Source organism: Sphingomonas sp. PSPC2-2, from assembly GCF_049897725.1.
In the GTDB taxonomy this organism is placed as follows: domain Bacteria; phylum Pseudomonadota; class Alphaproteobacteria; order Sphingomonadales; family Sphingomonadaceae; genus Sphingomonas.
In genome coordinates, this window is the sequence record NZ_JAFCWU010000004.1 from 231,233 (window position 1) to 256,691 (window position 25,459).

The following is a 25,459-nucleotide window of genomic DNA, read 5'->3' on the forward strand; positions in this document are numbered from 1 at the left end:
TTAACCTTAAAACGCGGCGATCCCGGTGATGGCGCGGCCGAGGATGAGCGCGTGCACGTCGTGCGCGCCCTCATAGGTGTTGACCGTTTCCAGGTTCATCAAATGGCGCATCACTTGATATTCGCCGGAAATGCCGTTGCCGCCGTGCATGTCGCGGGCATTGCGGGCAATATCGAGCGCCTTGCCGACATTGTTGCGCTTGACGATCGAGATCATCTCGGGCGCGAATTTGCCCGCATCCATCAGACGCCCGACGCGCAGCGAAGCCTGGAGGCCGAGCGCGATTTCGGTCTCCATGTCGGCCAGCTTCTTCTGGAACAGTTGCCGCCCGGCGAGCGGGGTGCCGAACTGGTTGCGGTCGAGCCCATATTGGCGCGCCGCATGGAAGCAGAATTCGGCGGCACCGAGCGCGCCCCAGCTGATGCCGTAGCGCGCGCGGTTGAGGCAGCCAAACGGTCCCTTCAAGCCCTGCACATTGGGCAGCAACGCGTCTTCGCTGAGTTCGACCTCGTCCATCAGGATCATGCCGGTGATCGAGGCGCGCAAGCTGAGTTTGCCCTCGATCTTGGGCGTGGCGAGGCCCTTCGCGCCCTTTTCGACGACGAAGCCGCGAATGCCGTCGCCATGCGCTTCGGACTTGGCCCAGATGACGAACACGTCGGCGATCGGCGAATTGGAGATCCACGTTTTCGCACCCGACAGCAAATAGCCGCCATCGACCTTCTTCGCGCGCGTCGTCATGCTGCCGGGGTCGGAGCCGGCATCGGGTTCGGTCAGGCCGAAGCAGCCAATCCATTCGCCGCTCGCGAGCTTGGGCAGATATGTGCGCTTCTGCTCCTCGGAGCCATAAGCGTAGATCGGGTACATCACGAGGCTCGACTGCACCGACATCATCGAGCGGTAGCCAGAATCGATCCGCTCGACCTCCCGCGCGACCAAGCCGTAAGCGACATAGGAGGCACCCACGCCGCCATATTCCTCGGGCACCGTCGGCCCGAGCAAGCCAAGCGCACCCATTTCGCGGAAGATGTCGGGATCGGTGATTTCGTTCTGAAAGGCGTCGATAATGCGCGGGGCGAGCTTGTCCTGCGCATACGCCCGCGCCGAATCGCGGATCATCCGTTCGTCATCCTCGAGCTGATCGTCGAGGAAAAAGGGATCGGCCCAATCGAAACGCGCCATGTCGGCCATCTTGCTTTCCTTCTCACGTCGCCCCGGCGAAGGCCGGGGCCGCTGGAATGTCGCGAACACCCTGCCACGACCGCAGCGGCCCCGGCCTGCGCCGGGGCGACGGTTATTGGTCTAAAATCCGGTCGTCGAACAAGCCGAATGCCAGCGTCGAGGCGTAATAGCCGATCGCGCGCTCGCGTGTCATGGTGTGCGCCCATTTGCGCATGTCGAACGCGGCATTTTGCATCGCCATCAGCGCTTGCGCGGCGATCAGCGGGTCGACCGGGCGGATCGAGCCTTCGGCGATGCCGTCGCTCATCGTGCCGGCGAAACGGCGCGCGATCCGGTTCGAACGATCGACCATTGCGAGCCGCGCCTGTGACGGCAGGCCGGAAAGCGCGGTGGTGCGCAACAGCGGCCCACGTTCGGAAAACTGGACGTCGAGCAGTGTGGCAATCGTCCCCGAAAGACGCTCCCAATGGCTGCCGCCCCGATCATCGGCAAGGCGTTGCGCATCGGCGACGGTATCAAGGCTGCGTTTGTAGCAGGCGAGCACCAGATCGTCCTTGGCATCGAGATGGTGGTAGAAACTGCCCTTGGTGACGTTGAGTTCGGAAGCGATCTTCTGCACCGAGGCACCGCGATAGCCGAGCTGGTTGATCAACCGCGTTGCGGCGAGCAGGAATGCCTCGCGGCCCGGCTCGGGCTCGTCATGCGCGAGATCGATCAACTCGGGTGCCCAACGCGCGTTCGGCCCGGCGATGCCGTGTGCGAACACGTCCATCAAGCGCTCTTCGACGCGCGGATATTGGTCGAGATCGTAGCGGTTGAGCCACACCGGCAGCCAGAAGGTGTTTTCCAGCAACACATGCGCCCGCCCGCCGTGCAAATCGGTTTGTGCGCGATTGGCGGTCGGGCCCCACAGGCTCCGCGTTTTGCGGAAGACTTCGCGCCAGCCGGCCATCAGGCGGCCGAGCACGGGCTCTTCCATTGCGCGCAGATCGGACAGGATGGCGAAGGACGTTTCCTCTCCACGCTGGATCCGCGCCAACCGGGCCATGTTGAGCGACAGATATTTGGCGACTCGGGCGCGGGGCGTCGGCTCGGCGAGCGATTCCTCGAGCATGCCCAGCAGCCGCTCCAGCGTATGCTCGAAGCATGCCGCCGCCAGATCTTCCTTGCGCTTGAAATAATATGTCACGCTGGTGGTGTTGAGGCCGACCCGGCGCGCGACGTCGGCGAAGGTCATGCCCTTCGCGCTCTGTTCGTTGATCGCTTCGGCTGCGGCAGCCAAGATGGCGTCGCGCTTGGCGCGAAAGCGCTTGGTGCTGGTGTCTTCCTCGGGCGGAATGGTGTCGGGGGCCTCCATGCCGGAAACTGTAACATCATCTTTTAGAAGAAACAGTCATTTTTGTTGGCTGCGGCATTCCGCGCATTTTGAGCGGCAAAGACGCTTTACCGAATACGCGGTACGGTCTAACCAGCGATCCGACAGCAAGATCGGAGAGCGCAGATGGACTTCAGCTTCAGCGAACGCGAAACCTATTTTCGGGACCGCGTGAAGGGGTTCATCGACCAGCAGATCCGTCCGCGCCAGGCCGAATTCGACGCACAACACGACGCGGGCGAGCGCTGGAAGGTCATTCCCGTCATCGAGGAGATGAAGGAAAAGGCGAAGGCGGCCGGGCTGTGGAATTTCTTCATGCCGCCGCATTCGGGGCAAAGCCATGTCGATGACAGCTTCGTGTTCGAAGGCACCCAACTGACCAATCTCGAATATGCGTTATGCGCCGAGGAGATGGGCAAGGTCGGCTGGGCCAGCGAATGTTTCAATTGTTCGGCACCCGATACCGGCAATATGGAGGTGCTCCACCGTTATGGTACGCGCGAGCAGAAGGAGCGGTGGCTGCGGCCATTGATGAACGGCGAGATTCGATCCGCCTTCCTGATGACCGAGCCTGCGGTGGCATCCTCCGACGCGACCAACATCGAAACCTCGATCGTGCGCGATGGCGACGAATATGTCATCAACGGGACGAAATGGTGGTCGTCGGGCGTGGGCGATCCACGCTGCAAGATCGCTATCACCATGGGCAAGACCAACCCCGATGCATCGCGCCACAGCCAGCAGAGCCAGGTGCTGGTGCCGATGGATGCCCCCGGCGTGACGATCAAGCGTATGCTGTCGGTCTATGGCTATGACCACGCACCGCATGGCCACGGCGAAGTGGTGTTGAAGGATGTGCGCGTTCCGGTCGAGAACGTCCTGTTGGGCGAAGGGCGCGGGTTCGAGATTGCGCAAGGGCGGCTCGGGCCGGGGCGCATCCACCATTGTATGCGCACGATCGGGACGGCCGAAACGGCGATCGAGGCGATGGCGAAGCGGCTGTTGTCGCGCGTCGCCTTCGGCAAGCGCATCGCTGACCATAGCGTGTGGGAAGAACGGATCGCGCGCGCGCGGATCGACATCGAGATGACGCGGCTGCTGTGCCTGAAGGCCGCCGACATGATGGACAAGGCCGGCAACAAATCGGCCCAGCTCGAAATCGCGATGATCAAGGTGCAGGCCCCCAATATGGCACTGAAGATCCTCGACGACGCCATTCAGGCACATGGTGGCGCGGGTGTCTCCAGCGATTTCCATCTGGCGCACGATTGGGCGGCGATGCGCACCCTGCGCTTCGCGGACGGCCCGGATGAAGTCCACAACCGCGCGATCGCCCGCAACGAGTTTGGCAAATATGCCGAGTTCAAGGTGGATCGTCCGTCGAGCGGCGATCTGGCGGTGTCGCGGTGAAAGCGGCCGTCCTTTATGCGCCAAAAACCGAGTTGGTGATCGAGGACATCGCGATCTCCGATCCGGGGCCCCGCGAAGTGCTGATCCGCACCGTCGCGTGCGGGGTATGCCGGTCCGACCTGCATTTCGTCGACGGGGCGTTTCCGCACCCGATGCCGACGGTGCCGGGTCATGAAGCGGCTGGGATTGTGGAGGCGGTTGGCTCGGACGTCGCGCATTTGAAGGTGGGCGATCATGTCATCACCTTCTTCACGGTGTTCTGCGGCGCGTGCGAATTTTGCGTGAGCGGGCGACCGTCGCTGTGCATCGATCCCTCGACGCGGCGGGCGAAGGGCGCGCCGCCGCGACTGAGCCTGAAGGACGGCACGCCGCTCGCCCCGTTCCTCAACCTTTCGGCCTTTGCCGAGATGATGTTGGTGCACGAAAATGCCTGCGTCGCGATCAGCAAGGAGATGCCGCTGGACCGGGCGGCGTTGCTTGGCTGCGCGGTGATTACGGGCGCGGGGGCAATCTTCAACGACAGCCAATTGCGCCCGGGCGAAAGCGTTGCCGTAATCGGCTGCGGCGGGATCGGGCTCGCGGCGATCAACGCCGCCAAGATTGCGGGCGCGGGACAGATCATCGCGATCGACCCCGTCGCCGACAAGCGCGCGCTGGCGGAGAAGCTGGGTGCCACGCACACGCTCGATTCGAACGATCCCGATCTGGCGAAGACGGTTGCCGGGATGACCGGGGGCGGGGTGCATTATGCGATCGAGGCGGTCGGGCGGCCCAACACCGCCGAACTTGCCTGGACGATCCTGCGGCGCGGCGGCACCGCGACGATCCTCGGCATGATCGCGCCGGGTGGGGAGGTGAAGATCGCCGGGCCGACCTTCCTGACCGGCAAGAAGTTGCAAGGGTCGTTGCTGGGATCGACCCGCTTCCCGATCGACATGCCGCGACTGGTGCAATTGTATCTCGACGGCAAACTCGATCTCGACACGATGGTGGCGGAGCGGATCGCGCTTGAAGGCGTCAACCATGCGCTCGCCAATTTGCGCACCGGGGACACGGTGCGGTCTGTGATCGAGTTCGCATGATGGCCGACAGCGCGGACGTCACGATGGTCGGGACGATCCCGGTGCCCGCCGATGACACGATCGACGCAGGCGCGGTGGCGGCGTGGATGAAGGGCCATATGCCCGCAATCGACGGTCCTGTCACGCTATCGAAGTTCAAAGGCGGTCAGTCGAACCCGACATATCGCGTTGATGTATCAGGGAAAAGCTATGTTTTGCGGCGTCAGCCGTTCGGCAAGCTGTTGCCCTCTGCGCATGCCGTGGACCGTGAATATCGGCTGATTGCAGGGCTGCATCCAACCGGCTTTCCGGTGCCGACGCCGTTCGGGCTATGCGAAGATCCAGCGGTTATCGGATCGATGTTCTATGTAATGGAACTGGTCGAGGGGCGCAGCCTGTGGGACGGCGCGCTTCCGGGCATGACCCCGGCCGACCGGCGCGCGCATTACGAGGCGATGGTCGATACGCTCGCCGCCTTGCACAACACCGATTATGTCGCGGCGGGGCTGGGCGATTATGGCCGCCCGGGCAATTATTTCGAACGCCAGGTGGCGCGCTGGACCAAGCAATATCGCGCGTCCGAAACCGAGCATATGCCAGCGGTCGAGGCGTTGATCGAATGGCTGCCCGCCACCCTGCCAGATCAGACCCGCACGTCGATCGTCCACGGCGATTTTCGCATCGACAATATGATCTTTGCGGCCGACGCGCCGCGCGTCGCGGCGGTGCTCGACTGGGAATTGTCGACACTGGGCGATCCGCTGGCCGACATCGCCTATTTCCTGATGAACTGGGTGACCGAGCCAGAGGGGCGATCGGGCGTGAAGGGACTGGATGGTCCCGAGAGCGGCATACCGACCGTGGACGAGGTGGTGGCGCGCTATTGCGCGGCAACAGGGCGGGACGGTCTGCCCAACCTCAACTGGTACTTCGCCTACAGCCTGTTCCGCCTGACCGGCATTGTCCAGGGCATCAAGAAACGCATCGTCGATGGCACTGCCTCCAGCGCGCAAGCGGCGCGGACGGCCGAGCGGGTCGGCCCGCTGGCCGAAGCGGCGTGGGATTTCGCCAAGAAGGCAGGCGCGTAAGCGCGGGCCGAAAGAGGGAAAAGCATGAGCCAATTCGACCTGAGCGGCAAAGTCGCCATCATCACCGGCTCCTCGCGCGGGATCGGCAAAGCGAGCGCGTTCGAATTGGCGGAGCATGGCGCGAATGTGGTAATCTCCAGCCGCAAGCAGGAGGCGTGCGATGCCGTGGCCGCCGAGATCAACGCGCGTTATGGGGAAGGCCGCGCGATCGCGGTTGCCGCCAACATCTCCGACAAGGCCGGGCTGCAACATCTGGTCGATGCCACGCGTGCCGCCTTTGGGCAGATCGACGTGCTGGTGTGCAATGCCGCATCCAACCCTTATTATGGCCCGCAGGCGGGGATTGCCGACGAGCAATTCCGCAAGATTCTCGACAACAACATCGTGTCGAACCACTGGCTGATCGCGATGGTCGTGCCAGAAATGCGCGCGCGCAAAGCGGGGAGCATCATCATCATTTCGTCGATCGGCGGGTTGCGCGGCTCGACGCTGATCGGGGCCTATTGCATTTCCAAGGCCGCTGACATGCAATTGGCGCGCAATCTCGCGCATGAGTTCGGGCCCGATAACGTCCGGGTCAACTGCATCGCGCCCGGCCTGATCAAGACCGATTTCGCGCGCGCCTTGTGGGAAGATCCCGAGCGGATCGAGGCCGCCAACAAGACGGTGCCCCTGCGCCGGATCGGCGAGCCCGAGGAAATCGCCGGGGCGGTGGTGTTCCTCGCCGCGCAAGCGAGCAGCTTCATGACCGGCCAGACGATCGTGCTCGATGGCGGCGTGACGATTTAGGAGAGGCAGATATGGCGCGCTTTACCGGCAAATCGATCATCGTAACGGGCGCAGGATCGGGCATCGGGCGGGCGACGGCGCTCTTGTTTGCGCGCGAGGGCGGATCGGTGATCGTTGCAGACCAGGCCGAGACGGTCGAAGAAACCGCGGATTTGATCGATCGCGCTGGCGGCACCGCCCATGCGATCCGGATCGATGCCGGAAATGAGGAGGACGTGGTGCGCGCGGTGAATGTCGCGTGCGAATATTATGGGGGTCTTGACGTCATGTTCGCCAATGCCGGGATTTCCGGTGGGATGGCGAATATCTTCGATACCGATGTCGCGCTGATCACCGAAGTGCTGCGCGTCAATTTGATTGGTCCGTTCCTCGCGATCAAACACGCCGCACCCAAGATCGCCGAGCGTGGCGGTGGCGCGATCGTGCTGACCGCGAGCGTCGCGGGCATCCGCTCGGGCGCGGGGTCGCCGGCCTATTCCGCATCCAAGGCTGGCGTTATCAACCTGGCGATGGTGTCGGCGCAGCAGCTTTCGGGATCGAATGTCCGCGTCAACGCGATCTGCCCCGGCTTGACCGAGACGGGCATGACCAGGCCCACCTTCGATTATGCGCGCGACGCGGGGAAGATGGATCGGCTCGGTCGGCTGAACCCGCTGCGACGCGGCGCGCAGCCCGAGGAACTGGCGGAAGTCGCTGCCTTCCTGGCATCGGATGCGGCAAGCTATGTCAACGGGCAGGCGATTGCGGTTGATGGCGGGCTATCCAGCAGCCACCCGGTTACCCGGCAGGACTATGGCAAGACCGCCGTGTAACGCCCAAATCCGTTCGGGCTGAGCCTGTCGAAGCCCTCCTCGCCCAGGCACCGCCATCGCATAGGGGATGGCCCTTTGACGGGCTCGGGGTGCACGGAAGATCAGCTCATTCGCGCAGGCGGATCAGCCCTTCCTGCGCGACGCTGGCGACCAGACGACCGTCACGCGTGAAAATCTTGCCGCGATTGAACCCGCGCGCATGCCCCGCCCAGGGGCTGTCGCAGGCATAGAGCAACCAGTCGTCGGCGCGGAAATCCTCGTGCAGCCACACCGAGTGATCCAGGCTGGCGCTCTGCAATTTGTGGGTGAGCCAGTTGACACCGTGCGGCAGCGTTGCCGTGCCGAGCAGCGACATGTCCGAGGCATAAGCGAGCACCGCGCGGTGCAGGGCGGGATCATCGGGAATCGGCGCAACGACGCGAAACCAGCTGTTCTGGAACGGTGCCTGTTTGACCGGATCCAACCAACTGCGCGGCGAGACCGGGCGAATTTCCACCATACGCGGGCGCAGGAAATTGGCACGGAAGCGATCGGGAATGCGGTCGATCATTGCGAGCCGGATATCGCGATCGTTGGTGAGGCCCTCGGGTGGGGGGACGTCGGGCATCGCGTCCTGATGGGTGAGGCCGCCCTCAGGCATCTGTAGCGAGCAAGCAAGGTTGAGGATCGGCACGCCGCGCTGTGTCGCGATCACGCGACGGGTGGAGAAACTCTTGCCGTCGAAATCGCGCACCACCCGGTACAGGATCGGGTGGTCCTCCGCCCCCGGTCGCATGAAATAGGCGTGAAGCGAATGCGCGGCGCGTGGCGCATCGGTCGAGCGTTGCGCTGCCTGCAACGCCTGCGCGATGACCTGTCCGCCGAACACGCGCCCGAACCCGTCATTGCCGCGGATGCCGCGATACAGATCGGTGTCGATCTCCTCGACATCGAGCAAATCGACGAGGTTTTGCGCAAGCTCGGCGGGCGTGGGCAGGTCGTCCATCAATAGCCCGCCGCCCGCGCGATCCGGTCCGCATGGAAATTGGCGTCGCCGAACATCTCGGCCAGCACGCGCGCGCGCTTCATGTAGAAGCCAATGTCATATTCATCGGTCATGCCGATCCCGCCGTGCATCTGGACGCCTTCCTGCACCGACAGCGTCGTCGCCATGCCCGTCATCGCTTTGGCAACCGACACGGCGGTGTCGGCGGCATCGCTCCCGGCGTCCAGCAACTGTTGCGCCTTCAGTACCGCCGCCCGCGCGACCTCCATCTCGGAATAGAGATGCGCGGCGCGGTGCTGCAGCGCCTGAAAGCTGCCGATCAACGCGCCAAACTGCTTGCGTTCCTTGAGATAGCCAACCGTCATGTCCATCGCGCCGCCACCGACGCCGAGTAGCTCGGCGGCGGCCCCCGTGCGTCCGGCGCGGAGCAAGCGGTCGAGTGGCGAGCGGCCATGATCGACCTCGCCAATCACCGCGTCGGCATCGACCTCGACGCCGTCGAATTCGAGCCGCGCGGCGAAGCTGGCATCGGCGAGGCGCTCGGGCGTCGCGGTCAGGTTGGCGGCACCCTTGGGGATGGCGAAGAGCGTAATGCCTTCGGCATCGTCGGCATTGCCTGTGGTGCGCGCGGCAACGATCAGCAGATCGGCGACATGCCCGTGGGTGACGAATTGCTTCTTGCCGGTGAGCTTGAAGCCGTTACCCGAGCGTTCGGCCTGCAATCCGATCGTGTCGCGATGCTTGGCAGCTTCGTCGATCGCAAGAGCGGCGACGGTTTCACCCGCGAGGATGCCGGGGAACCAGCGCGCGGCATGGGCGGTGCCCTTGAGCGCTTCGACCGCGGCGACGGCGGTGGCGAGGAAGGGCGAAGGCGACAGGTTGCGGCCGATTTCCTCCAGCACCACGCCCGCCTCGACATGGCCGAGCCCAAGGCCGCCCTCGGCTTCGTCGATCAAAATGCCGGTAAAGCCCATTTCGGCGAAGCTCTTCCACAGGTCGCGGCTGAATCCGGCGGCGTCCTTGCTGTCGCGTAGCGCGCGCATGTGCGTCACCGGCGCATGGTCGGCGACGAAGTCGCGGATCGTGTCCTGAAGCGCTGTCTGATCGTCGTTGAGATAGAGTGGCATGTGTCAGTCCTAACAATGCGTCACCCCGGCCTTGTGCCGGGGTCCACCGCGCCTCGGGCCGAGCCGCTGGTGGGAGAAGTGGACCCCGGCACAAGGCCGGGGTGACGGCTCCCTCGATTTTACGACGGCAATTCCAGGATCCGCTTGGCGATGATGTTGAGCTGTACCTCGCTCGTCCCGCCCTCGATCGAATTTGCCTTGGTTCGCAACCATGCGCGCGCCTCACGCCCGCCGCCCGACGCGTCGCTTTCCCATTCGAGCGCGTTCGATCCGCCTGCCGCCATTTGCAGTTCATGGCGGGCCTTGTTCAGCTCGGTGCCGTAATATTTCATCATCGAGGGTTGCGCGGGGTGCGCGCGGCCTGCTTTCAACTCGTCGATAAAGCGTTCGGACATCGCCCCGAACGCCTGGGAGCGGACCTCGAACGTCGCGATCGCCGCGCGCAGCAGCGGATCGGCCAAGCGCCCGTCATGGTCGAGCCCAACCGTCGCGATCGCACCTTCGATCAACGGGTTACCACCGTTTCCTGCCAGGCCCATACCGGAAATCATTTCGCGTTCATGGCCGAGCAGATATTTGGCGACATCCCAGCCCTTATTCTCCTCATGCACACGCTGCGATTTGGGCACCTTCACATTGTCGAAGAAGGTTTCGCAGAAGGGCGAATAGCCCGAGATCAGCAGGATCGGCTTGGTCGAAACACCGGGCGAGGCCATGTCGAACAGCACGAAGCTGATGCCGCCCTGCTTTGACTCCTTAGAGGTGCGAACCAGGCAGAAAATCCAGTCAGCCTTGTCGGCATAGGACGTCCAAACCTTCTGGCCGTTGACGATATAATGGTCGCCCGCGTCCTCGGCCGAGGTGGCGAGGCTGGCGAGATCGGAGCCGGCATTGGGTTCGCTATAGCCCTGGCACCAACGGATTTCGCCGCGTGCGATCTTGGGGAGATAATCGAGCTTCTGCTCCTCGGTGCCATATTTGAGCAGCGCCGGTCCGAGCATGGAAATACCGAAGGAATTGAGCGGATTACGCGCCTTTATTGCTGCCATTTCTTCGCGCAAAATCTTGGTTTCGGCAGGCGACAGGCCGCCGCCGCCATAAGCCGTCGGCCAATCGGGCACGGTCCAGCCGCGCGAGGCCATGGCATCCATCCACGCCTTCTGGCCCGGTTGGAAATCGGGATTACGGCCGCCCCAGCAGGCATCCTTTTCCGACCGGATCGGCTCGCGCATTTCGGGCGGGCAATGCGCTTCGAGCCAGGCGCGCGTCTCGGCGCGGAAGGTGTCGAGGTCCGTCATATCGTCTCCTCCATTCGTCTCGTGCGCTCGCGCCGTTCGCCGCGAGCGCGGCGCTCAATTGAAGCGACCGTTGCTTTCGGCCTTGCTCTTCAGCAGCTCCGCCACCGCGAAGCCGTGTTTTTCGAGCCCGGCCACGATCTTCTTGAGCCCTTCGGTATCCGCCCAGAACATGGGCCCGCCGCGATAGACCGGCCAACCATAGCCATAGATCCACACCACATCGATGTCGGACGCGCGCTGCGCCATCTTCTCCTCGAGGATCAACGCGCCTTCATTGACCATGGTGTAGAGCGTCTTCTCGACGATCTCCTCGTCGCTGATCTCGCGCTTTTGCAGGTTCGATTTCGAGCGGAAATCCTCAATGATTTCAGCGACGCGGGGCGAGGGCGTCGGGTTGCGCTTCTCGTCATAATCGTAAAAGCCCTTGCCGGTCTTTTGCCCCCAACGGCCTTCGGCGGCGAGCGCGTCGCGGATGTTTTCGATGCGCGTCGGGTCGCGATGCCAGCCAATGTCGACGCCGGCGAGATCGCTCATCTGGAACGGCCCCATCGGCATGCCGAAGGCGACGTGGACGCGGTCGATCTGCTCGGGCGTCGCCCCTTCCAGCAGCAGCTTCATCGCTTCGACCTGGCGGGGTTTCAGCATTCGGTTGCCGATGAAGCCGTCGCACACCCCGGCGACCACCGCGACCTTCCGGATCGTCTTGGACAGCGCCATGACGGTCGCGAGCACATCGTCATCGGTCTGTGCGCCGCGCACGACCTCGAGCAGTTTCATCACGTTGGCGGGCGAGAAGAAGTGCATCCCGAGCACGTCGCCGGGGCGCTTGGTCACCGAGGCGATCTCGTCGATGTTGAGATAGGAGGTGTTCGACGCGAGGATCGCCTTGGGCTTGGCGATGGCGTCGAGCTTGGTGAAGATCTCCTTCTTCACGTCCATATTCTCATACACGGCCTCGATGATGAGGTCGCACTCGGCGAGGGCACTAAAGTCGAGCGTGGGGGTCAGCGCGCCCATTGCGGCCTCGACCTGTTCGGGCTTCAAGCGGCCCTTGGCGGCGGAGGCTTCGTAATTCTTGCGGATCACGCCGGTGCCTCGGTCGAGCGCGTCCTGCGCCATTTCGACGATCGTGACGGGGATGCCGGCGGACAGGAAGTTCATCGAGATGCCGCCGCCCATCGTGCCCGCGCCGATGACGCCGACGCGCTTGATCTCGCGGAGCGGGATTTTGGGATCGATGCCGTCGATCTTGGCGGCCTGGCGCTCGGCGAAGAAGATGTGGCGTTGCGCGGCGGACTGCACGCCCATCATGAGCTTCATGAATTCCTGCCGCTCGAAGGCGATGCCTTCGTCGAAGCTGGAGCCGTCGGTTGCCTTTTCGACGCAGGCGATATTGGCAGCGGGCGCGTCGAAGCCGCGGAAGCGCTTGGCGTTGTCTTTTTTGAACGCCGCAACCGCCTCGGGATCGGCTTGGGCCGTCTTGTCGCGCGCGCGGGGCAAGGGGCGCGCATCGGCGACGTCGCGCGCGAAGGCGATCGCGTCGGCAACCAAGCTGTCCTCGCCCGCAATCCGGTCGATCAGCCCGGCGGACAAAGCGAGCTTTGCCGGAATCGGATCACCCTTGGCGGTCAGTTCGAGCGCAAGCTTCACGCCCGCGATGCGTGGCAGGCGCTGCGTGCCACCCGCGCCGGGCAACAGGCCAAGCTTGACCTCGGGTGTGCCGATTTTCGCGCTGGGGACAGCGATGCGATAATGGCAGCCGAGCGTCACCTCGCACCCGCCGCCGAGCGCGGTGCCGTGGATTGCGGCGACCACCGGCTTGTCTGCGGCTTCGATCATGTCGACCACGGTCGGCAGGCCCGGCTCCTGCATCGGGCGGCCGAATTCGGTGATGTCGGCCCCTGCGAAGAAGGTGCGGCCATCGCAGCGGATCACCATCGCCTTTACCTGCGGGTTGGCGAGGCCTTCCTTGATCCCGGCCTCCAGCCCCTGCCGCACCGCCGCGCCAAGTGCGTTTACGGGCGGGTTGTTCGAGATGATGACGAGGACGTCGTCGTGGAGTTCGGTGGTGATCGGGCTAGTCATCGGCATTCTCCTAAGCGTCACCCCGGCCTTGTGCCGGGGTCCACCGCGCCTCTCTAGAAAAGCGCTGGTGGATGAGTGGACCCCGGCACAAGGCCGGGGTGACGGAAAATCAGGTCAGCGCACTGTAGATCAACGTCTTCAGCTCGCGGCGGATCGGGTAGACATTGCTCGGGCTCATTTGCGTCATGAACACCATCGACAACTGCTCGACCGGATCGACGAAAAAGGCGGTCGAGAACATCCCGCCCCAATAATATTCGCCGACCGAACCCGGAATCATCGAGCGCGCGACATCGATGTTGACCGCGAAGCCCAGACCAAAACCGGTGCCGGCATTGGCGGTTTCGCTGAACAGCGACTTAGACATTTTCGACAGATCCGAGCCGCCTGGCAGGTGGTTCATCGTCATCAGTTCGATCGTCTTGCGCCCGACGATGTGCGCGCCGTCGAGCTCGCCGCCGTTCAGCAGCATCGTACAAAACCGATGATAATCGAGCGCGGTCGAAACCAGGCCGCCGCCGCCCGACACCAGCTTGGGCGGGCGGCTCCACGCGCTCGCTTCGCCGCGGTCATACAGGAAGCGGCCCTTTTCGGGGGTGAAGGTGTAGCAATCGGTGAGCCGGTCGATTTTGTCTTCGGGCACCGCGAAAAAGGTGTCGTCCATCTTGAGCGGAGCAAAGATCTGCGTGCGGAAGAAGTCGGCGAGCGACTGACCCGAAACCTTCTCGACCACCGCGCCCAGCACATCGGTCGAGACCGAATAATTCCATGCCTCGCCGGGCGAAAATTCGAGCGGCACTTTCGCGACCGCTTCGATGAAACCGTCCAGATCGAGGTTGCCGTGCCAGTTCTCGATTTTGCCCTCGCGATAGGCGGCGTCGACATAGGACCGGTTCTGGAAACTGTAGGTCAGCCCCGATGTGTGGCGGAGCAAGTCGAGCATCCGCATCGGCTCGCTGGTCGGGCGGGTCTGGAATGGCACGCCACCCCCGCCGCCATTGTACACGCCGACTCCCTTGAACGCGGGCAGGACGTGATGGACGGGCGTGTCGAGCGCGACCTTGCCCTGCTCCAGCAGCATCATGAAGGCGATCGAGGTGATCGGCTTGGTCATCGAGGCGATGCGGAACAACGACCCTTCGTCGATGCTTTTGCCGCCCTCGCGCGCCGGCCCTTGCGAGGAGAAGTGCGCGATGTCGCCGCCGCGTGCGATCAGGATCTGCGCATTGGCCAGCCGCCCGGAATCGAGATAGCGCTCCTTCAGGAAAGTATCGATCCGCTCCAGCCGTGCAGCGTCGAATCGTCCGATCTCCGGCATCGTTCTGCCCATAGCGATTTCCATACCCTCACTTCGAAAGTCCTATTCCCCTATTGCCTTGAGTCACGCATGAATCAACACTAACCTTGCGATCAGCGCTGGTTTTGGCAAACCCGAGTTTCAACTCGGGCGTGCCGACCGGCTAGGGAAGAGGATGCATCGTGGATACAGAACCGCTTGTCGTGCTCGATCCGGCATGGCCGAAAATGACACTGGCGCAGGCGACCGCCGCGCTGACGGCGGCTGGCACCAAGTTCGAGATCGAGACGGTGACGATCGGTGGTATTCCGACGCGGGTGTGGAAACATGCGCCGCCGTCGCTCGCGTGGCTGATCGCCGCGTCGCGGATGCATGGCGAGCGACTGTTCACCGTCTATGAGGATGAACGCGTCAGCTATGCGGCGAATTTTCGCGCGGTGGCTGCGCTGGCGCATGCGCTGGTCGCGATGGGAATCGGCAGGGGCGACCGTGTCGGGCTGGCGATGCGCAATTTGCCCGAATGGCCGGTAATCTTCTTCGCCGCCGCCAGCATCGGTGCGATCGTGGTGCCGCTCAATGCGTGGTGGACCGCAGGCGAGCTCGAATATGGCATCGATGATTCGGGGTGCCGTGTGCTGTTTGTCGATAACGAACGCTATCAGCGGTTGGTGGCGCACGCCCCGCCTTTGCCCGCATTGGAGACAATGATCGTGGCGCGCGCGCCGGGCCTGGTCGGCGACGGCGCACAGCGGCTCGAGGATCTGATCGGCACGCCGCACGACTATGCGCAATTGCCCGACACGGAACTGCCCCCGATCGAGATTGCGACCGACGACGACGCGACGATTTTCTACACAAGCGGCACCACCGGCAATCCGAAGGGGGCGCTCGGCACGCATCGCAATTTGATGACCAATATCCTCAGTTCGGCTTTTGGCGGCGCACGCGCCTTTGTGCGGCGTGGCGAAGCTGTACCCGACCCGCAACCAAGGACCTATCTGACCGTCATCCCAATGTTCCATGTGACGGCATGCAGCGCAACGATGATGGGTTCGATAGCGGCAGGCAACACGTTGGTGTTCATGCGCAAATGGGATCCGGTACGCGCGATGGAGATCATTCAGACGGAGAAGGTTCACGCCACCGGCGGCGTGCCGACGATCGCCTGGCAGATATTGGAGCATCCTGAGCGCGCCCGATATGACCTCTCCTCGCTGGAGATGATCGCTTATGGCGGTGCGCCATCGGCCCCCGAGCTCGTGCGGCGGATCTACACCGAATTTGGCGCGCTGCCGTCGAACGGCTGGGGCATGACCGAAACGATGGCGACGGTGACCGGACACGGTGCCGAGGATTATCTTGCGCGGCCGACCAGCGCCGGGCCGCCGGTGCCCGTTGCCGACCTCAAGATCATGGACGAAGACGGTATCACCGAGCTGCCGATCGGCGAGGTCGGCGAATTGTGGGCGCGTGGGCCAATGGTGGTCAAAGGCTATTGGAACAAGCCGGAGGCGACCGCCGCCACTTTCGTCGACGGCTGGGTGCGCACCGGCGATCTCGCACGGCTCGACGAGGAAGGCTTCGTCTATATCGTCGATCGCGCCAAGGACATGATCATCCGCGGCGGCGAGAACATCTACTCATCGGAGGTCGAGAACGTGCTCTATGCGCATCCGGCGGTGACCGATTGCGCGCTGATCGGCATCCCGCACCGCACGCTGGGCGAGGAACCGGCGGCGGTGGTCCACCTTGCCCCAGGTACGACCGCAACCGAGGCGGAATTGCAGGCGTGGGTGCGCGAGCGGCTGGCGGTGTTCAAGACGCCGGTGGCGATCCGCTTCGTTCCCGAAACGCTGCCGCGCAATGCCAACGGCAAGATCTTGAAGAAGGACCTTAAGGGCCTGTTTGAGGATCGCGCCGCCGCCTGAGCGATCAGGCGTCGAACGCGGCCGCGCGACGCGGCAGCGTGCGGTGAATGATAAACACCGTCAGCAGCAGCGTGGGAACCACCAGGATGCTCCCCTCCGGCCCGGTTTCGCCGCCCGAAAGCAACGCGGCCCCGGCCGGGTGCGAGGCAAGCAGGTGCCCCTCCATCGCCAGCCCGGAATCGCGCACGCCATACAGGAAGGATTGCGCCCAGTCCCACGTTGCGTGGAAGCCGATCGCCCACCACAGCGACCCGGTGCGATACAGCACATAGACGAAGGTGAGCCCGGCGAGGGCGACGCTGACCAGCCCCATCGCCGTTTCGCCCTTATTGGCGAGATGCCCGCCCGCAAAAACCCCGACCGAGAAGACCAGTGCCGCCACCCAGAACCCGATCGTGCGGGCGTTTTTGCTGGCGGGAGCCACGGCGCGCACAATTCCCGCGACACCCCGCGCAAGCGTGTATTGCAGGAAACCGCGGGTCAGAAATTCCTCGAACAGGCCGACCAGGCAGAAGGCGAAGAACCACGCCGCGCCATACCCCAGCGCCGCACTGCCGCCGATCGCGAAGCCGTCGAACACCAGCGCGCCGGACAGCGTCAGCATTCCCACCAGCAGCGACAGCATGGCAATGCCCCAGGCCATGCCGGTGAGCAGATCGGGCACAGCGCGCTCCCGGCGCAGGCCATAAGCAGCGAAGGGGCGACGCTCGATCCGCGACATCAGCCAAGAGGTGACGAGCAGCACCGCGAAGGTGAGCGCTTCGCCCTTGATCGATGGGATGACGCCTTGCGGCGCACCTGAAGGGGGGTGGGGAGGCTTTCCGTTGATAAAGGTTGCCGCAGCCACCGCGCCGATCGTGAGCACGGTCAGGATCAGGCAAAACAGCAGCAGACTCCACCCCGCACGTAGCCCGTCGTTACCGATGAAAATGCGGCGGAGTCCCCGGTCACGGGGCTGAGCGGTGTCGGCGTCGGTCATCAAGGTCCCCCCGGCGATTTTGGGCGTGTCGTGGTAGGCGGTCGATCAGTTCGGCGCGATAACCCGCTGGACCGCGCGGCACCACCCGTCGAGTCGGTCGACGCGGGTCTGCTCGGCGATTTGCGGGGTGAAGGTTTCAACGTGTCCACGCATCGCGCTGGCCTCTGCCAGATTGGCGAAAAGGCCACAGCCGACTCCCGCCAGCATCGCCGCGCCCAGTGCGGTTGTCTCGGCAAATTTGGGGCGCTCGACATTGACCCCGAGAATGTCGGACATGTCCTGCGCCATCCAGTTATTGGCGACCATCCCGCCATCAATCCGCACACACGCCCAGTCGACGCCGTCCGCAGCAAAGGCGGTTTTCAGGTCGTGCGCCTGATGCGCCATCGCCTCCAGCGCGGCGCGCACGATATGCGCCTTGCCGGTCGAAAAGCTTAAGCCCGAGATGGCGGCGCGCGCTTCGGGTTCCCACCACGGCGCACCCAGGCCGGAGAGGGCCGGTACGAGGAAGGTTCCGCCATTGTCGGGAACGCTGCGCGCCAGTATCTCGGTTTCCGCAGCGGTGCCGATCAGGCCGACCGCGTCGCGCAACCATTTGATCAAGCTGCCCGCGACGAATACCGAGCCCTCCAGCGCATAAGCGCGTCGCCCGTCAATCTGCCACACGATCGTGGAGAGCAACCGGTTGCGCGAGGTCGGCGGGATCGGCCCGGCCTGGCTCAGGACAAATGCGCCGGTGCCGAAGGTCGCCTTGGTCTCGCCGATCTCGAGGCAGGATTGGCCGATGGTTGCCGCTTGTTGATCCCCGGCGATGCCGCAGATCGGGATGGGCGCGCCGAACAACCGGGTTTCACCGAAATGCCCGGCGCAATCGACGATTTCGGGCAAGGCCGAGCGGGGGGCACCGAACAGCTCGATCAGTCCGTCATCCCAATGGCCGCTGCCGATCGCCATCAGCGCGGTGCGGCTGGCGTTGGTGGCGTCGGTGATGTGCAGGCCGCCCGTCAGCTTCCAGATCAGCCAGCTTTCGACCGTGCCGACAGCGAGTCGCGATCCGGCGGTTTTTACGGCATCCCAATGCGCCATCGCCCAGCCGATCTTGCTCCCCGAAAAATACGGGTCGAGCAAAAGGCCGGTCTTGGCCTGCACCATCGGCTCATTGCCCGCCTCTTTCAGCGAGCGGCAGGTCGCTGCGGTACGCCGGTCTTGCCAGACGATCGCGGGGGCAAGCGGTTCGCCCGTTTCGCGGTCCCAGAACACGATCGTCTCGCGCTGGTTGGTAATGCCGATCGCGGCAATCTTTTCGGCACCCCCCACTTTTTCTATCGCCGTGCGGGCGACCGCGAGGGTTTTTGTCCAGATCTCGGACGCGTCGTGCTCGACTCGCCCGGGTTCGGGATAATGCTGGGTCAGTTCTGCGCCCGCCGTCGCCACACAGCTGCCGTCGAGGCGAAAAGCCATGGCACGCGTCGAGGTCGTGCCTTCGTCTATAACGAGAATGAGGTCTGACATGGGACAAGGGCTAGCGCGGTTTGCGCGGCGAGGGAATGCCGCTAGGAACGGGACATGGCAGATCGGGATGAAAGCAAGAGCGACGCGTTCGGCCTGACCGCGACGCGTGCGCATGACACTGAGGAGGAACGTCGCATTGGATTGCGGCGCGATCGCCTGTTGGCCGCACTGACGCTGATCGCCGGCGTGGGCCTGGCATTGGCGCTGCCCTTTGCGTTGAAGGCAGGGGCCGAGTTCTTTCTGCCAACCACCGCCGCTTTGGTGATCGCGATCGCCTTGGTTCCTGTTCTGGAATGGTTTGAGCGACGGCGCGTGCCGTCTGCGCTCGCTGCGTTGATTTGTGTGTTGTTGTTTCTGGTCGCGGCAAACGTTGCGCTGGCGGCGATCGTAGTTCCCGCGACGGAATTTTTTCGTCGCTTGCCTGAACGGATCGACCGGATCCAGATGAACATCGCGCCCCTGATCGATTTCTATTCGAGTTTCGAGCGTTATCTCAATCGCACGGTGCAACATCTGGCTGCATCGGGGCCGGTCCGGGCACCGGCCACCACTGCAGTCGCACCGCCGAGTTCGATCTTGGAGCTCGCCGCGAGTTTTGCGCCATCGGTGATCGTGCAGGTGTTCTTCGGGATCCTGGTGGTGTTCTTCTTCCTCTCGGGCTGGACCGGGCTACGCAAGAAGACGATCACCAGCCGCGCCAGCTTCGGCGGGGCAATGGCGACGGCGCGGGTCATTCAGGATGTCGTGGACGATACGTCGGCCTATCTTGGTACGATTACGATCATCAACCTGTCCTTCGGCCTGATCATCGCCGGCGTGTTGTGGGTGATGGGAATGCCCTATCCGTTGATGTGGGGGGGGATCGTCGCCTTGCTCAACTACGTCCCGTATTTCGGCCCGATCACGGCGGCGTTGCTACTCGCGCTGGGGGGATTGATGACCTTCCACGACATCTGGGTCGCGCTTGTGCCCGCCTTTGTGATGATCGGGTGCCATTTGATCGAGGCGAATGCGGTCACGCCGTTGATTGTCGGGCATCGCTTGACCATCAACCCGATCATGATTTTGGTGTCGATCAGTTTCTGGAGCTGGGTGTGGGGCACGGCGGGCACGCTGCTGGCGGTGCCCTTGCTGATCATCATCCAGACCGTGCTGGGGGCAGCAGGCAAGCCGGATATTGCAGGTTTTCTGTTTGAACACGGCACCTTGACCCGACCGCGTCGCGGCCGCGTCGATGCTTCTTTCGAAGAAAGTGAAACGGAGCGTTGACAGGCTAGGGGGCGTCGCTTAGGAGCCGCGCCTCACGCTTTTCAAGCGGGTGTAGCTCAGTTGGTTAGAGCGCCGGCCTGTCACGCCGGAGGTCGCGGGTTCGAGCCCCGTCACTCGCGCCATTCCCCGCAAATTGCTTGGGAAGGCCGCGATATCCCCTCAATTTTTTGACGTCCTGCAGCCTGGGTTCAGGCATTAGTGTTGAACGTTCGACGAACAATCGTATCGTGTTCTCCTGAGGTCATTGACAGGGTAGGGGGCGTCGCTTAGGAGCCGCGCCTCTCGCTTCTCAAGCGGGTGTAGCTCAGTTGGTTAGAGCGCCGGCCTGTCACGCCGGAGGTCGCGGGTTCGAGCCCCGTCACTCGCGCCATTCCCCTTCATGCCCAGGGGGAATCAGCGAAATTTCCCTGTCTCCATCCACGCCAGCATGCGCCGCATCGGCAGGATCCAGATCCAGGCGATGCCAGCGATCAGATAGAATGCGGCCTGCAACAATGGATGCCAGCCGCCGACCAGGCGAGACAGGCTGGCAACCAGGATGCACCACACGCCGATCAACACCAGAATCGCCAGCATCCCGACGGGTTTACGCCAACTTGGGGTCATGGTCGGGGAATCCATCCACATTCGGTGATGACGGCGTGGAGCGGCATGTCCCACGCTTCGGTCCGCAAGGACTCGACCTGTTGCACGCTCCACGCAACCCCGATCCGCCAAGCGTCGGGAAACGTCGCAAAGGCGCGGTCATAATAGCCCGCACCTTGCCCCAGCCGATCGAGCTTCGCGTCGAACGCCAGCAACGGCGTGAGGATGATGTCGGGGACTACCTCTGGCGCGTCGCTGGGAGGCTGGGAGAGCCCGTACCGGCCCTCGACAAGCGCCGAGTACCCATCCCAGCCCAGAAAGCGCATGGGCGCTTCCCGCGTGGTTATGTGGGGCAAAGCCAGACGGCAGCCTGCGGCCAGTGCCGCAGCGGCGAGGTGTTGGGGATCGGCTTCGCTGCCGATGGGGATGTAGGAGGTAACGATCCGCCCCGGTTCCAGCAGCGCAAGCAAGGCCGCCGGTGCCGCGATCGGTGCGGGGGATTGGCCGAAAAAGCGGTCGCGCTCGGCGCGAATCCGCGCGCGCAACGCCCGCTTGTCGATCGTGGTCTGCATCACGGTCTCTCGTCCGGCGATGGCCAATGCGTGGCCTGAGCGCCACGGGAAAGCGGGGTGGCGGGACCGCCGTGGCCGTGTGCCGGGTTATCCTCTGACGCACGGTACGTCAGGTGGGGACCATGTGCGTCGGGCCAGGGCCCGGGCAGGGACAGCCCCCTTGGATGATGAATAGCCTCAGGGATAATAAAGGCTCGTACCGGGCAGTGCCCGCCGCCGACCGATATAGGCGCTTGTGCGCTATTGCTCAAGGGATGTGGCGAGCGCTTCGAGCCGTTCGGCGATGCGCGTGAGCAGGACCTCGTCCTGGATCTTGGCGGGGCGACGTTCCGCCTCATCCAGGGCGTCTGCCAGCATCAGGGCGACGAACAGCATCGTGCGTTCGCCATTCATTCCGCCCGACGCGCGCGCTGCGGTGGCCCATTTCGCGTCCAGCAATGCGCCGAGACGAAGCAATTGATCTTCCTGCCCGTCGGGACAGGCCACGGTGTGGCGACGGTCACCGATTGTCAGCGTAACGTCGCCCATCACTCGCCCTCGCGCTGCAGGATGGCGTCGAGCGCGGCGATGGCTTCCGCCATGCGGGTGCGCAGCGTTTCATGGCGGCGGGCCAATACTTGGCTGTGGGTTATCCGCGCTTGGGCTGCGGCGTCGATACGAGCGAGGGCACGGTCGATCCGGTCGAGCGCGGCAGGATAAGGGACGTCTGCCATCCTCACGAGATAGCATGGCGCGAGGCGGGGACAAGGCGCATTTGTGACGAGTTCGTGTCATCCGTTCGGATTGCACGATGAAGAGGGCGGAACGGGGCGGGCGGTTGACGTGCCCGCCTGTCGCCCGCAAAGACGCGCGCATTCGAAGGACTCGGTGGCGCGCTGCTACAGGGTCAGCCGCTTGAAGGAGCCAGCATTATGACGATCAAGGTAGCGATCAACGGTTTCGGGCGCATCGGCCGCCTGGTCGCGCGCGCGATTCTCGAGCGGGGCGATAGCGGCCTCGAACTGGTGACGATCAACGATCTGGCCGATGCCAAGTCCAACGCCTGGCTGTTCAGCCGCGACTCGGTCCATGGCAAATATCCGGGCGAAGTGTCAGCCGAGGGCAATGACCTGGTCGTCGATGGCAAGCGCATCCGCGTGACCGCCGAGCGCGACCCCGCCAATCTGCCGCATGCCGAGCAGGGCATCGACATCGTGCTCGAATGCACCGGCTTCTTCACCGATCGCGCGAGCTGCCAGAAGCATCTCGATGCCGGTGCCAAGAAGGTGCTGATCTCGGCACCCGGCAAGGGCGTCGATCTGACCGTCGTCTACGGCGTCAACCACGACAAGCTCGAAGCGGCGCACACGATCGTTTCCAACGCATCGTGCACCACCAACTGCCTGGCACCGGTTGCCAAGGTGCTGAACGACGCGCTGGGCATCGAGCGCGGTCTGATGACCACCGTCCACGCCTACACCAACGACCAGAAGATCCTCGACCAGATCCACCCCGATCTGCGCCGCGCGCGCGCTGCCGCGATGAACATCATACCGACCACGACCGGTGCCGCGCGCGCGGTGAGCGAAGTGCTGCCTGAACTTAAGGGCAAGCTCGACGGTTCGGCGATCCGCGTGCCGGTCCCCGATGGCAGCCTCATCGACCTGACCTTCATGCCGAGCCGCGACACGACCAAGGAAGAGGTCAACGCGATCCTGAAGGCAGCGTCCGAGAACGGCCCGCTGAAGGGCGTGCTGGTCTTCTCGGACGAGCCGCTGGTCTCGGCCGACATCGTTCACACGCCTGCCTCGTCGACGGTCGACAGCCTGGAGACCGCCGTGATGGACGGCAAGCTGGTGCGCGTCGTCAGCTGGTATGACAATGAATGGGGCTTCTCCAACCGCATGGTCGACACTGCGGGGGCAATGGGCAAGTTCCTCTGATGGGGGTTCTGGCGGGCATCGCCCGCCATGGCCGCCCGAAGGGTCCGATGGAGACCGTCGACCATGTCGACGTGACACTGGAGGGCGGTCTCCACGGCGATTTTCGCGGGGTGATCAAACCCGGTGGCAGGGGACGGCGGCAAGTCACGCTGCTCGAACTTGCTGATTGGGACGCGGCAATGGCCGAGGTCGGCCACAGCCTGCCCTGGTTCGAACGCCGTGCGAACTTGCTGGTCGAAGGGCTTGATCTACCGCAGACCCCGGGCACGCGGCTGCGGATCGGCGAAACGGTAGTTCTGATGATTACGCGCGAAACCGATCCGTGCGAGCGCATGGAAGCGCTCGCCCCCGGATTGAAGGCGGCGCTGCTGCCAGATTGGCGCGGGGGTGCGTGTTCGCGCGTCCTGGTCGGCGGGACGATCCGCGTCGGCGATGCAATTGTGGTTCTTGAGGAGTGATGGACATGACGCGGGCCTTCAAGACGTTGGACGACATGGGCGATGTGCGCGGCAAGCGCGTGCTGGTACGCGAAGATCTCAACGTGCCGATGCACGACGGCGCGGTGAGCGACGATACGCGGCTGCGCGCGACCGTACCGACGGTGACCGAGCTTTCCGACAGGGGCGCGATCGTGCTGATTCTCGCGCATTTCGGGCGCCCCAAGGGCGTCCCCTCGGCCGAGCTGTCGCTGAAGCAACTGGTTGGCCCTTATGCGGTCGTGCTCGGTCGGCCGGTGACCTATGTCGATTGGGAAGGCGATGCCGCAGCGGTTGCGGCGTTGCAGCCCGGCGACATTGCCGTGCTGGAGAATACGCGCTTCTTTGGCGGCGAGGAAAAGAACGATCCGGCGGTGATCGACCGCTTTGCGGCGCTGGGCGACCTGTATGTGAACGACGCCTTCTCCGCCGCGCACCGCGCGCACGCCTCGACCGAGGGGCTGGCGCACAAGCTGCCGGCCTTTGCGGGCCGCGCGATGGAAGCGGAACTCGACGCGCTCGACAAGGCGCTGGGCAACCCTGAGCATCCCGTGGCGGCGGTGGTCGGCGGGGCCAAGGTTTCGACCAAGCTCGATGTGCTGAAGCATCTGGTTACCAAGGTGGACCACCTCATCATCGGCGGCGGCATGGCCAACACCTTCCTTGCGGCGCGCGGCGTCGATGTCGGCAAGTCGCTGTGCGAGCACGAACTGACCGGAACGGCTGAGGAAATCTTCGAGGCAGCGGACAGCGCAAACTGCACGATCCATTTGCCCTATGATGTGGTGGTGTCGAAGGAATTCCGCGCCAACCCGCCGGTCCGCACCGTCAATGTGCATGAAGTCGCCGCCGACGAGATGATCCTCGACATCGGACCGGCTGCGACCGAGGCACTCGCCGATGTGCTCAAGAATTGCCGGACGCTGGTGTGGAACGGGCCGCTGGGCGCGTTCGAGACGCCGCCGTTCGACACGGCGACGGTTGCGCTGGCGAAGACCGCCGCCGCTCTGACCAAGAGCGGCTCGCTCGTCTCGGTGGCGGGCGGTGGCGACACGGTTGCCGCGCTCAACCAGGCGGGCGCAGCGGACGACTTCACCTTCGTCTCGACTGCCGGTGGCGCGTTCCTGGAGTGGATGGAAGGCAAGGACCTTCCCGGTGTCGCCGCGCTGTCGCGCGGATGATCAGCTTTGCGGGGTCGGTGGTGCCGGCTCCCGCAACAGCGGGACGAGTTCGGCGTTGAGCGAATCGAGATCGAACGCCGCTGCCTTGGCGTAGCGGACATGGCCCGAGCGATCGATGATGTAGTTGGTCGGAACCCCGCTCAGGATCGGGTAATTGCCCTTGATCCGGCGTGCGGAGGGCATGTGCATCACCGCAAACAGCTTCTTCAATTGGAAGAGCGGCAGCGAATCCTCGGTGGCGATGGTGAACACCTTGAGGCCGTGGATTTTTTGCAGCTCGTAATACATATCGAGCGTGGGCAGTTCCTTCTTGCACGGCCCGCACCAGGTGGCCCAGAAATTGAGCACGACGACCTGGCCGCGCAAGGCGTCTGACGAGACCTTGCTGCCATCGATCAGCGTGAGTTCGAAGGGTGGCGCGACATCACCCACCTTGGGCGCTCCGCCCGCGCCCAACAAGGCGACAGCGGCCAGCGCCAATGCGCCCGACAGTGCGACTTTCGAAAAACGGCGCATGGCTTTCCCC

Annotated in this window: 24 protein-coding genes and 2 tRNA genes; 12 read left to right on the top strand and 14 right to left on the bottom strand. The window is 64.0% G+C overall.

All coding sequences use genetic code 11. The features are described from left to right. Positions 1-6: 6 nt before the first annotated feature. Together ACP7BY_RS09365 and ACP7BY_RS09370 are read right to left on the bottom strand one after the other, a co-directional pair. Positions 7-1,191 (bottom strand): acyl-CoA dehydrogenase, encoded by a 1,185-nt coding sequence (locus tag ACP7BY_RS09365; RefSeq protein ID WP_033965744.1) that lies wholly within the window; start codon positions 1,189-1,191, stop codon positions 7-9. Positions 1,192-1,294: 103 nt separating this feature from the next. Further along, a complete protein-coding gene (locus ACP7BY_RS09370; RefSeq protein WP_033965745.1) occupies positions 1,295-2,539 on the bottom strand; it encodes a TetR/AcrR family transcriptional regulator in 1,245 nt (414 codons plus the stop codon). Positions 2,540-2,683: 144 nt separating this feature from the next. Here ACP7BY_RS09370 and ACP7BY_RS09375 point away from each other — a divergent pair, with 144 nt between their 5' ends. The 5 genes from ACP7BY_RS09375 to ACP7BY_RS09395 are packed head-to-tail and all read left to right on the top strand — an operon-like array spanning position 2,684 to position 7,717. After that, positions 2,684-3,967 (top strand): acyl-CoA dehydrogenase family protein, encoded by a 1,284-nt coding sequence (locus tag ACP7BY_RS09375; protein WP_033965746.1) that lies wholly within the window; start codon positions 2,684-2,686, stop codon positions 3,965-3,967. Beyond that, complete coding sequence (locus tag ACP7BY_RS09380; RefSeq protein WP_033965747.1) at positions 3,964-5,049, top strand: Zn-dependent alcohol dehydrogenase; 1,086 nt, start codon at positions 3,964-3,966, stop codon at positions 5,047-5,049. Before ACP7BY_RS09375 ends, ACP7BY_RS09380 begins: the two co-directional genes overlap by 4 nt. Next, complete coding sequence (locus ACP7BY_RS09385; RefSeq protein WP_137902417.1) at positions 5,049-6,116, top strand: phosphotransferase family protein; 1,068 nt, start codon at positions 5,049-5,051, stop codon at positions 6,114-6,116. Before ACP7BY_RS09380 ends, ACP7BY_RS09385 begins: the two co-directional genes overlap by 1 nt. A 24-nt stretch (positions 6,117-6,140) precedes the next feature. Then, positions 6,141-6,905, top strand: coding sequence for an SDR family oxidoreductase (locus tag ACP7BY_RS09390; RefSeq protein WP_033965748.1), 765 nt, complete (start codon positions 6,141-6,143; stop codon positions 6,903-6,905). 11 nt (positions 6,906-6,916) lie between these two features. Continuing rightward, positions 6,917-7,717: an SDR family NAD(P)-dependent oxidoreductase gene (locus ACP7BY_RS09395; protein WP_033965749.1), complete on the top strand. Its 801-nt coding sequence runs from the start codon at positions 6,917-6,919 to the stop codon at positions 7,715-7,717. Positions 7,718-7,823: 106 nt separating this feature from the next. Here the strand turns inward: ACP7BY_RS09395 and ACP7BY_RS09400 are convergent, their stop codons facing one another. From ACP7BY_RS09400 to ACP7BY_RS09420, 5 genes are all read right to left on the bottom strand, one after another. Next, on the bottom strand, positions 7,824-8,702 hold the full coding sequence (locus ACP7BY_RS09400; protein ID WP_033965751.1) for an acyl-CoA thioesterase: 879 nt from the start codon (positions 8,700-8,702) through the stop codon (positions 7,824-7,826). Further along, positions 8,702-9,829, bottom strand: a complete 1,128-nt coding sequence (locus ACP7BY_RS09405) for an acyl-CoA dehydrogenase family protein (protein ID WP_033965752.1) — start codon at positions 9,827-9,829, stop codon at positions 8,702-8,704. Before ACP7BY_RS09405 ends, ACP7BY_RS09400 begins: the two co-directional genes overlap by 1 nt. Before the next feature lie 119 nt (positions 9,830-9,948). Next, complete coding sequence (locus ACP7BY_RS09410) at positions 9,949-11,127, bottom strand: acyl-CoA dehydrogenase family protein (protein ID WP_033965753.1); 1,179 nt, start codon at positions 11,125-11,127, stop codon at positions 9,949-9,951. A gap of 54 nt (positions 11,128-11,181) precedes the next feature. Next, on the bottom strand, positions 11,182-13,212 hold the full coding sequence (locus tag ACP7BY_RS09415) for a 3-hydroxyacyl-CoA dehydrogenase NAD-binding domain-containing protein (RefSeq protein WP_033965789.1): 2,031 nt from the start codon (positions 13,210-13,212) through the stop codon (positions 11,182-11,184). Positions 13,213-13,321: 109 nt separating this feature from the next. Next, complete coding sequence (locus ACP7BY_RS09420) at positions 13,322-14,554, bottom strand: serine hydrolase domain-containing protein (protein WP_033965755.1); 1,233 nt, start codon at positions 14,552-14,554, stop codon at positions 13,322-13,324. A gap of 182 nt (positions 14,555-14,736) precedes the next feature. Here ACP7BY_RS09420 and ACP7BY_RS09425 point away from each other — a divergent pair, with 182 nt between their 5' ends. Continuing rightward, positions 14,737-16,437: a class I adenylate-forming enzyme family protein gene (locus ACP7BY_RS09425; RefSeq protein WP_137902416.1), complete on the top strand. Its 1,701-nt coding sequence runs from the start codon at positions 14,737-14,739 to the stop codon at positions 16,435-16,437. Positions 16,438-16,441: 4 nt separating this feature from the next. Here ACP7BY_RS09425 and ACP7BY_RS09430 read toward each other — a convergent pair whose 3' ends face one another. Beyond that, positions 16,442-17,416: a CPBP family intramembrane glutamic endopeptidase gene (locus ACP7BY_RS09430; RefSeq protein WP_033965756.1), complete on the bottom strand. Its 975-nt coding sequence runs from the start codon at positions 17,414-17,416 to the stop codon at positions 16,442-16,444. Positions 17,417-17,461: 45 nt separating this feature from the next. After that, positions 17,462-18,928, bottom strand: coding sequence for an FGGY family carbohydrate kinase (locus ACP7BY_RS09435; protein ID WP_137902347.1), 1,467 nt, complete (start codon positions 18,926-18,928; stop codon positions 17,462-17,464). Positions 18,929-18,982: 54 nt separating this feature from the next. Between ACP7BY_RS09435 and ACP7BY_RS09440 the strand changes: the two genes are divergently transcribed. The 3 genes from ACP7BY_RS09440 to ACP7BY_RS09450 all read left to right on the top strand — a co-directional run bounded on the left by ACP7BY_RS09440 (position 18,983) and on the right by ACP7BY_RS09450 (position 20,567). Further along, entirely contained in the window at positions 18,983-20,197 is a 1,215-nt protein-coding gene (locus tag ACP7BY_RS09440; RefSeq protein WP_033965757.1) for an AI-2E family transporter, read from the top strand. A gap of 45 nt (positions 20,198-20,242) precedes the next feature. Then, positions 20,243-20,319: transfer RNA gene (locus tag ACP7BY_RS09445), tRNA-Asp, on the top strand. Between the two features lie 171 nt (positions 20,320-20,490). Beyond that, positions 20,491-20,567, top strand: a tRNA-Asp gene (locus tag ACP7BY_RS09450). Positions 20,568-20,590: 23 nt separating this feature from the next. Here the strand turns inward: ACP7BY_RS09450 and ACP7BY_RS09455 are convergent. From ACP7BY_RS09455 to ACP7BY_RS09470, 4 genes are all read right to left on the bottom strand, one after another. After that, the gene (locus tag ACP7BY_RS09455; RefSeq protein ID WP_033965758.1) at positions 20,591-20,803 is read right to left on the bottom strand and encodes a DUF2842 domain-containing protein; all 213 of its coding nucleotides are present in this window, start codon (positions 20,801-20,803) and stop codon (positions 20,591-20,593) included. After that, positions 20,800-21,354, bottom strand: a complete 555-nt coding sequence (locus tag ACP7BY_RS09460) for a 5-formyltetrahydrofolate cyclo-ligase (RefSeq protein WP_033965791.1) — start codon at positions 21,352-21,354, stop codon at positions 20,800-20,802. Before ACP7BY_RS09460 ends, ACP7BY_RS09455 begins: the two co-directional genes overlap by 4 nt. A gap of 240 nt (positions 21,355-21,594) precedes the next feature. Then, positions 21,595-21,882 carry a cell division protein ZapA gene (locus ACP7BY_RS09465; RefSeq protein WP_033965759.1) on the bottom strand — a complete coding sequence of 96 codons (288 nt, stop codon included), beginning with the start codon at positions 21,880-21,882 and terminating at the stop codon, positions 21,595-21,597. Beyond that, a complete protein-coding gene (locus ACP7BY_RS09470) occupies positions 21,882-22,067 on the bottom strand; it encodes a hypothetical protein (protein ID WP_029622315.1) in 186 nt (61 codons plus the stop codon). Before ACP7BY_RS09470 ends, ACP7BY_RS09465 begins: the two co-directional genes overlap by 1 nt. 198 nt (positions 22,068-22,265) lie before the next feature. On the opposite strand from ACP7BY_RS09470, the gene gap reads away from it, so the two are divergent. The 3 genes from gap to ACP7BY_RS09485 are packed head-to-tail and all read left to right on the top strand — an operon-like array spanning position 22,266 to position 24,933. Continuing rightward, positions 22,266-23,276, top strand: coding sequence for a type I glyceraldehyde-3-phosphate dehydrogenase (gene gap / locus ACP7BY_RS09475; protein WP_033965760.1), 1,011 nt, complete (start codon positions 22,266-22,268; stop codon positions 23,274-23,276). Then, positions 23,276-23,734, top strand: a complete 459-nt coding sequence (locus ACP7BY_RS09480) for an MOSC domain-containing protein (protein WP_137902346.1) — start codon at positions 23,276-23,278, stop codon at positions 23,732-23,734. Before gap ends, ACP7BY_RS09480 begins: the two co-directional genes overlap by 1 nt. A gap of 5 nt (positions 23,735-23,739) precedes the next feature. Next, on the top strand, positions 23,740-24,933 hold the full coding sequence (locus ACP7BY_RS09485; RefSeq protein ID WP_171010437.1) for a phosphoglycerate kinase: 1,194 nt from the start codon (positions 23,740-23,742) through the stop codon (positions 24,931-24,933). Here the strand turns inward: ACP7BY_RS09485 and ACP7BY_RS09490 are convergent, their stop codons facing one another. Then, entirely contained in the window at positions 24,934-25,449 is a 516-nt protein-coding gene (locus tag ACP7BY_RS09490; RefSeq protein ID WP_033965762.1) for a TlpA family protein disulfide reductase, read from the bottom strand. It lies immediately after the preceding gene. Positions 25,450-25,459 lie beyond the last annotated feature (10 nt).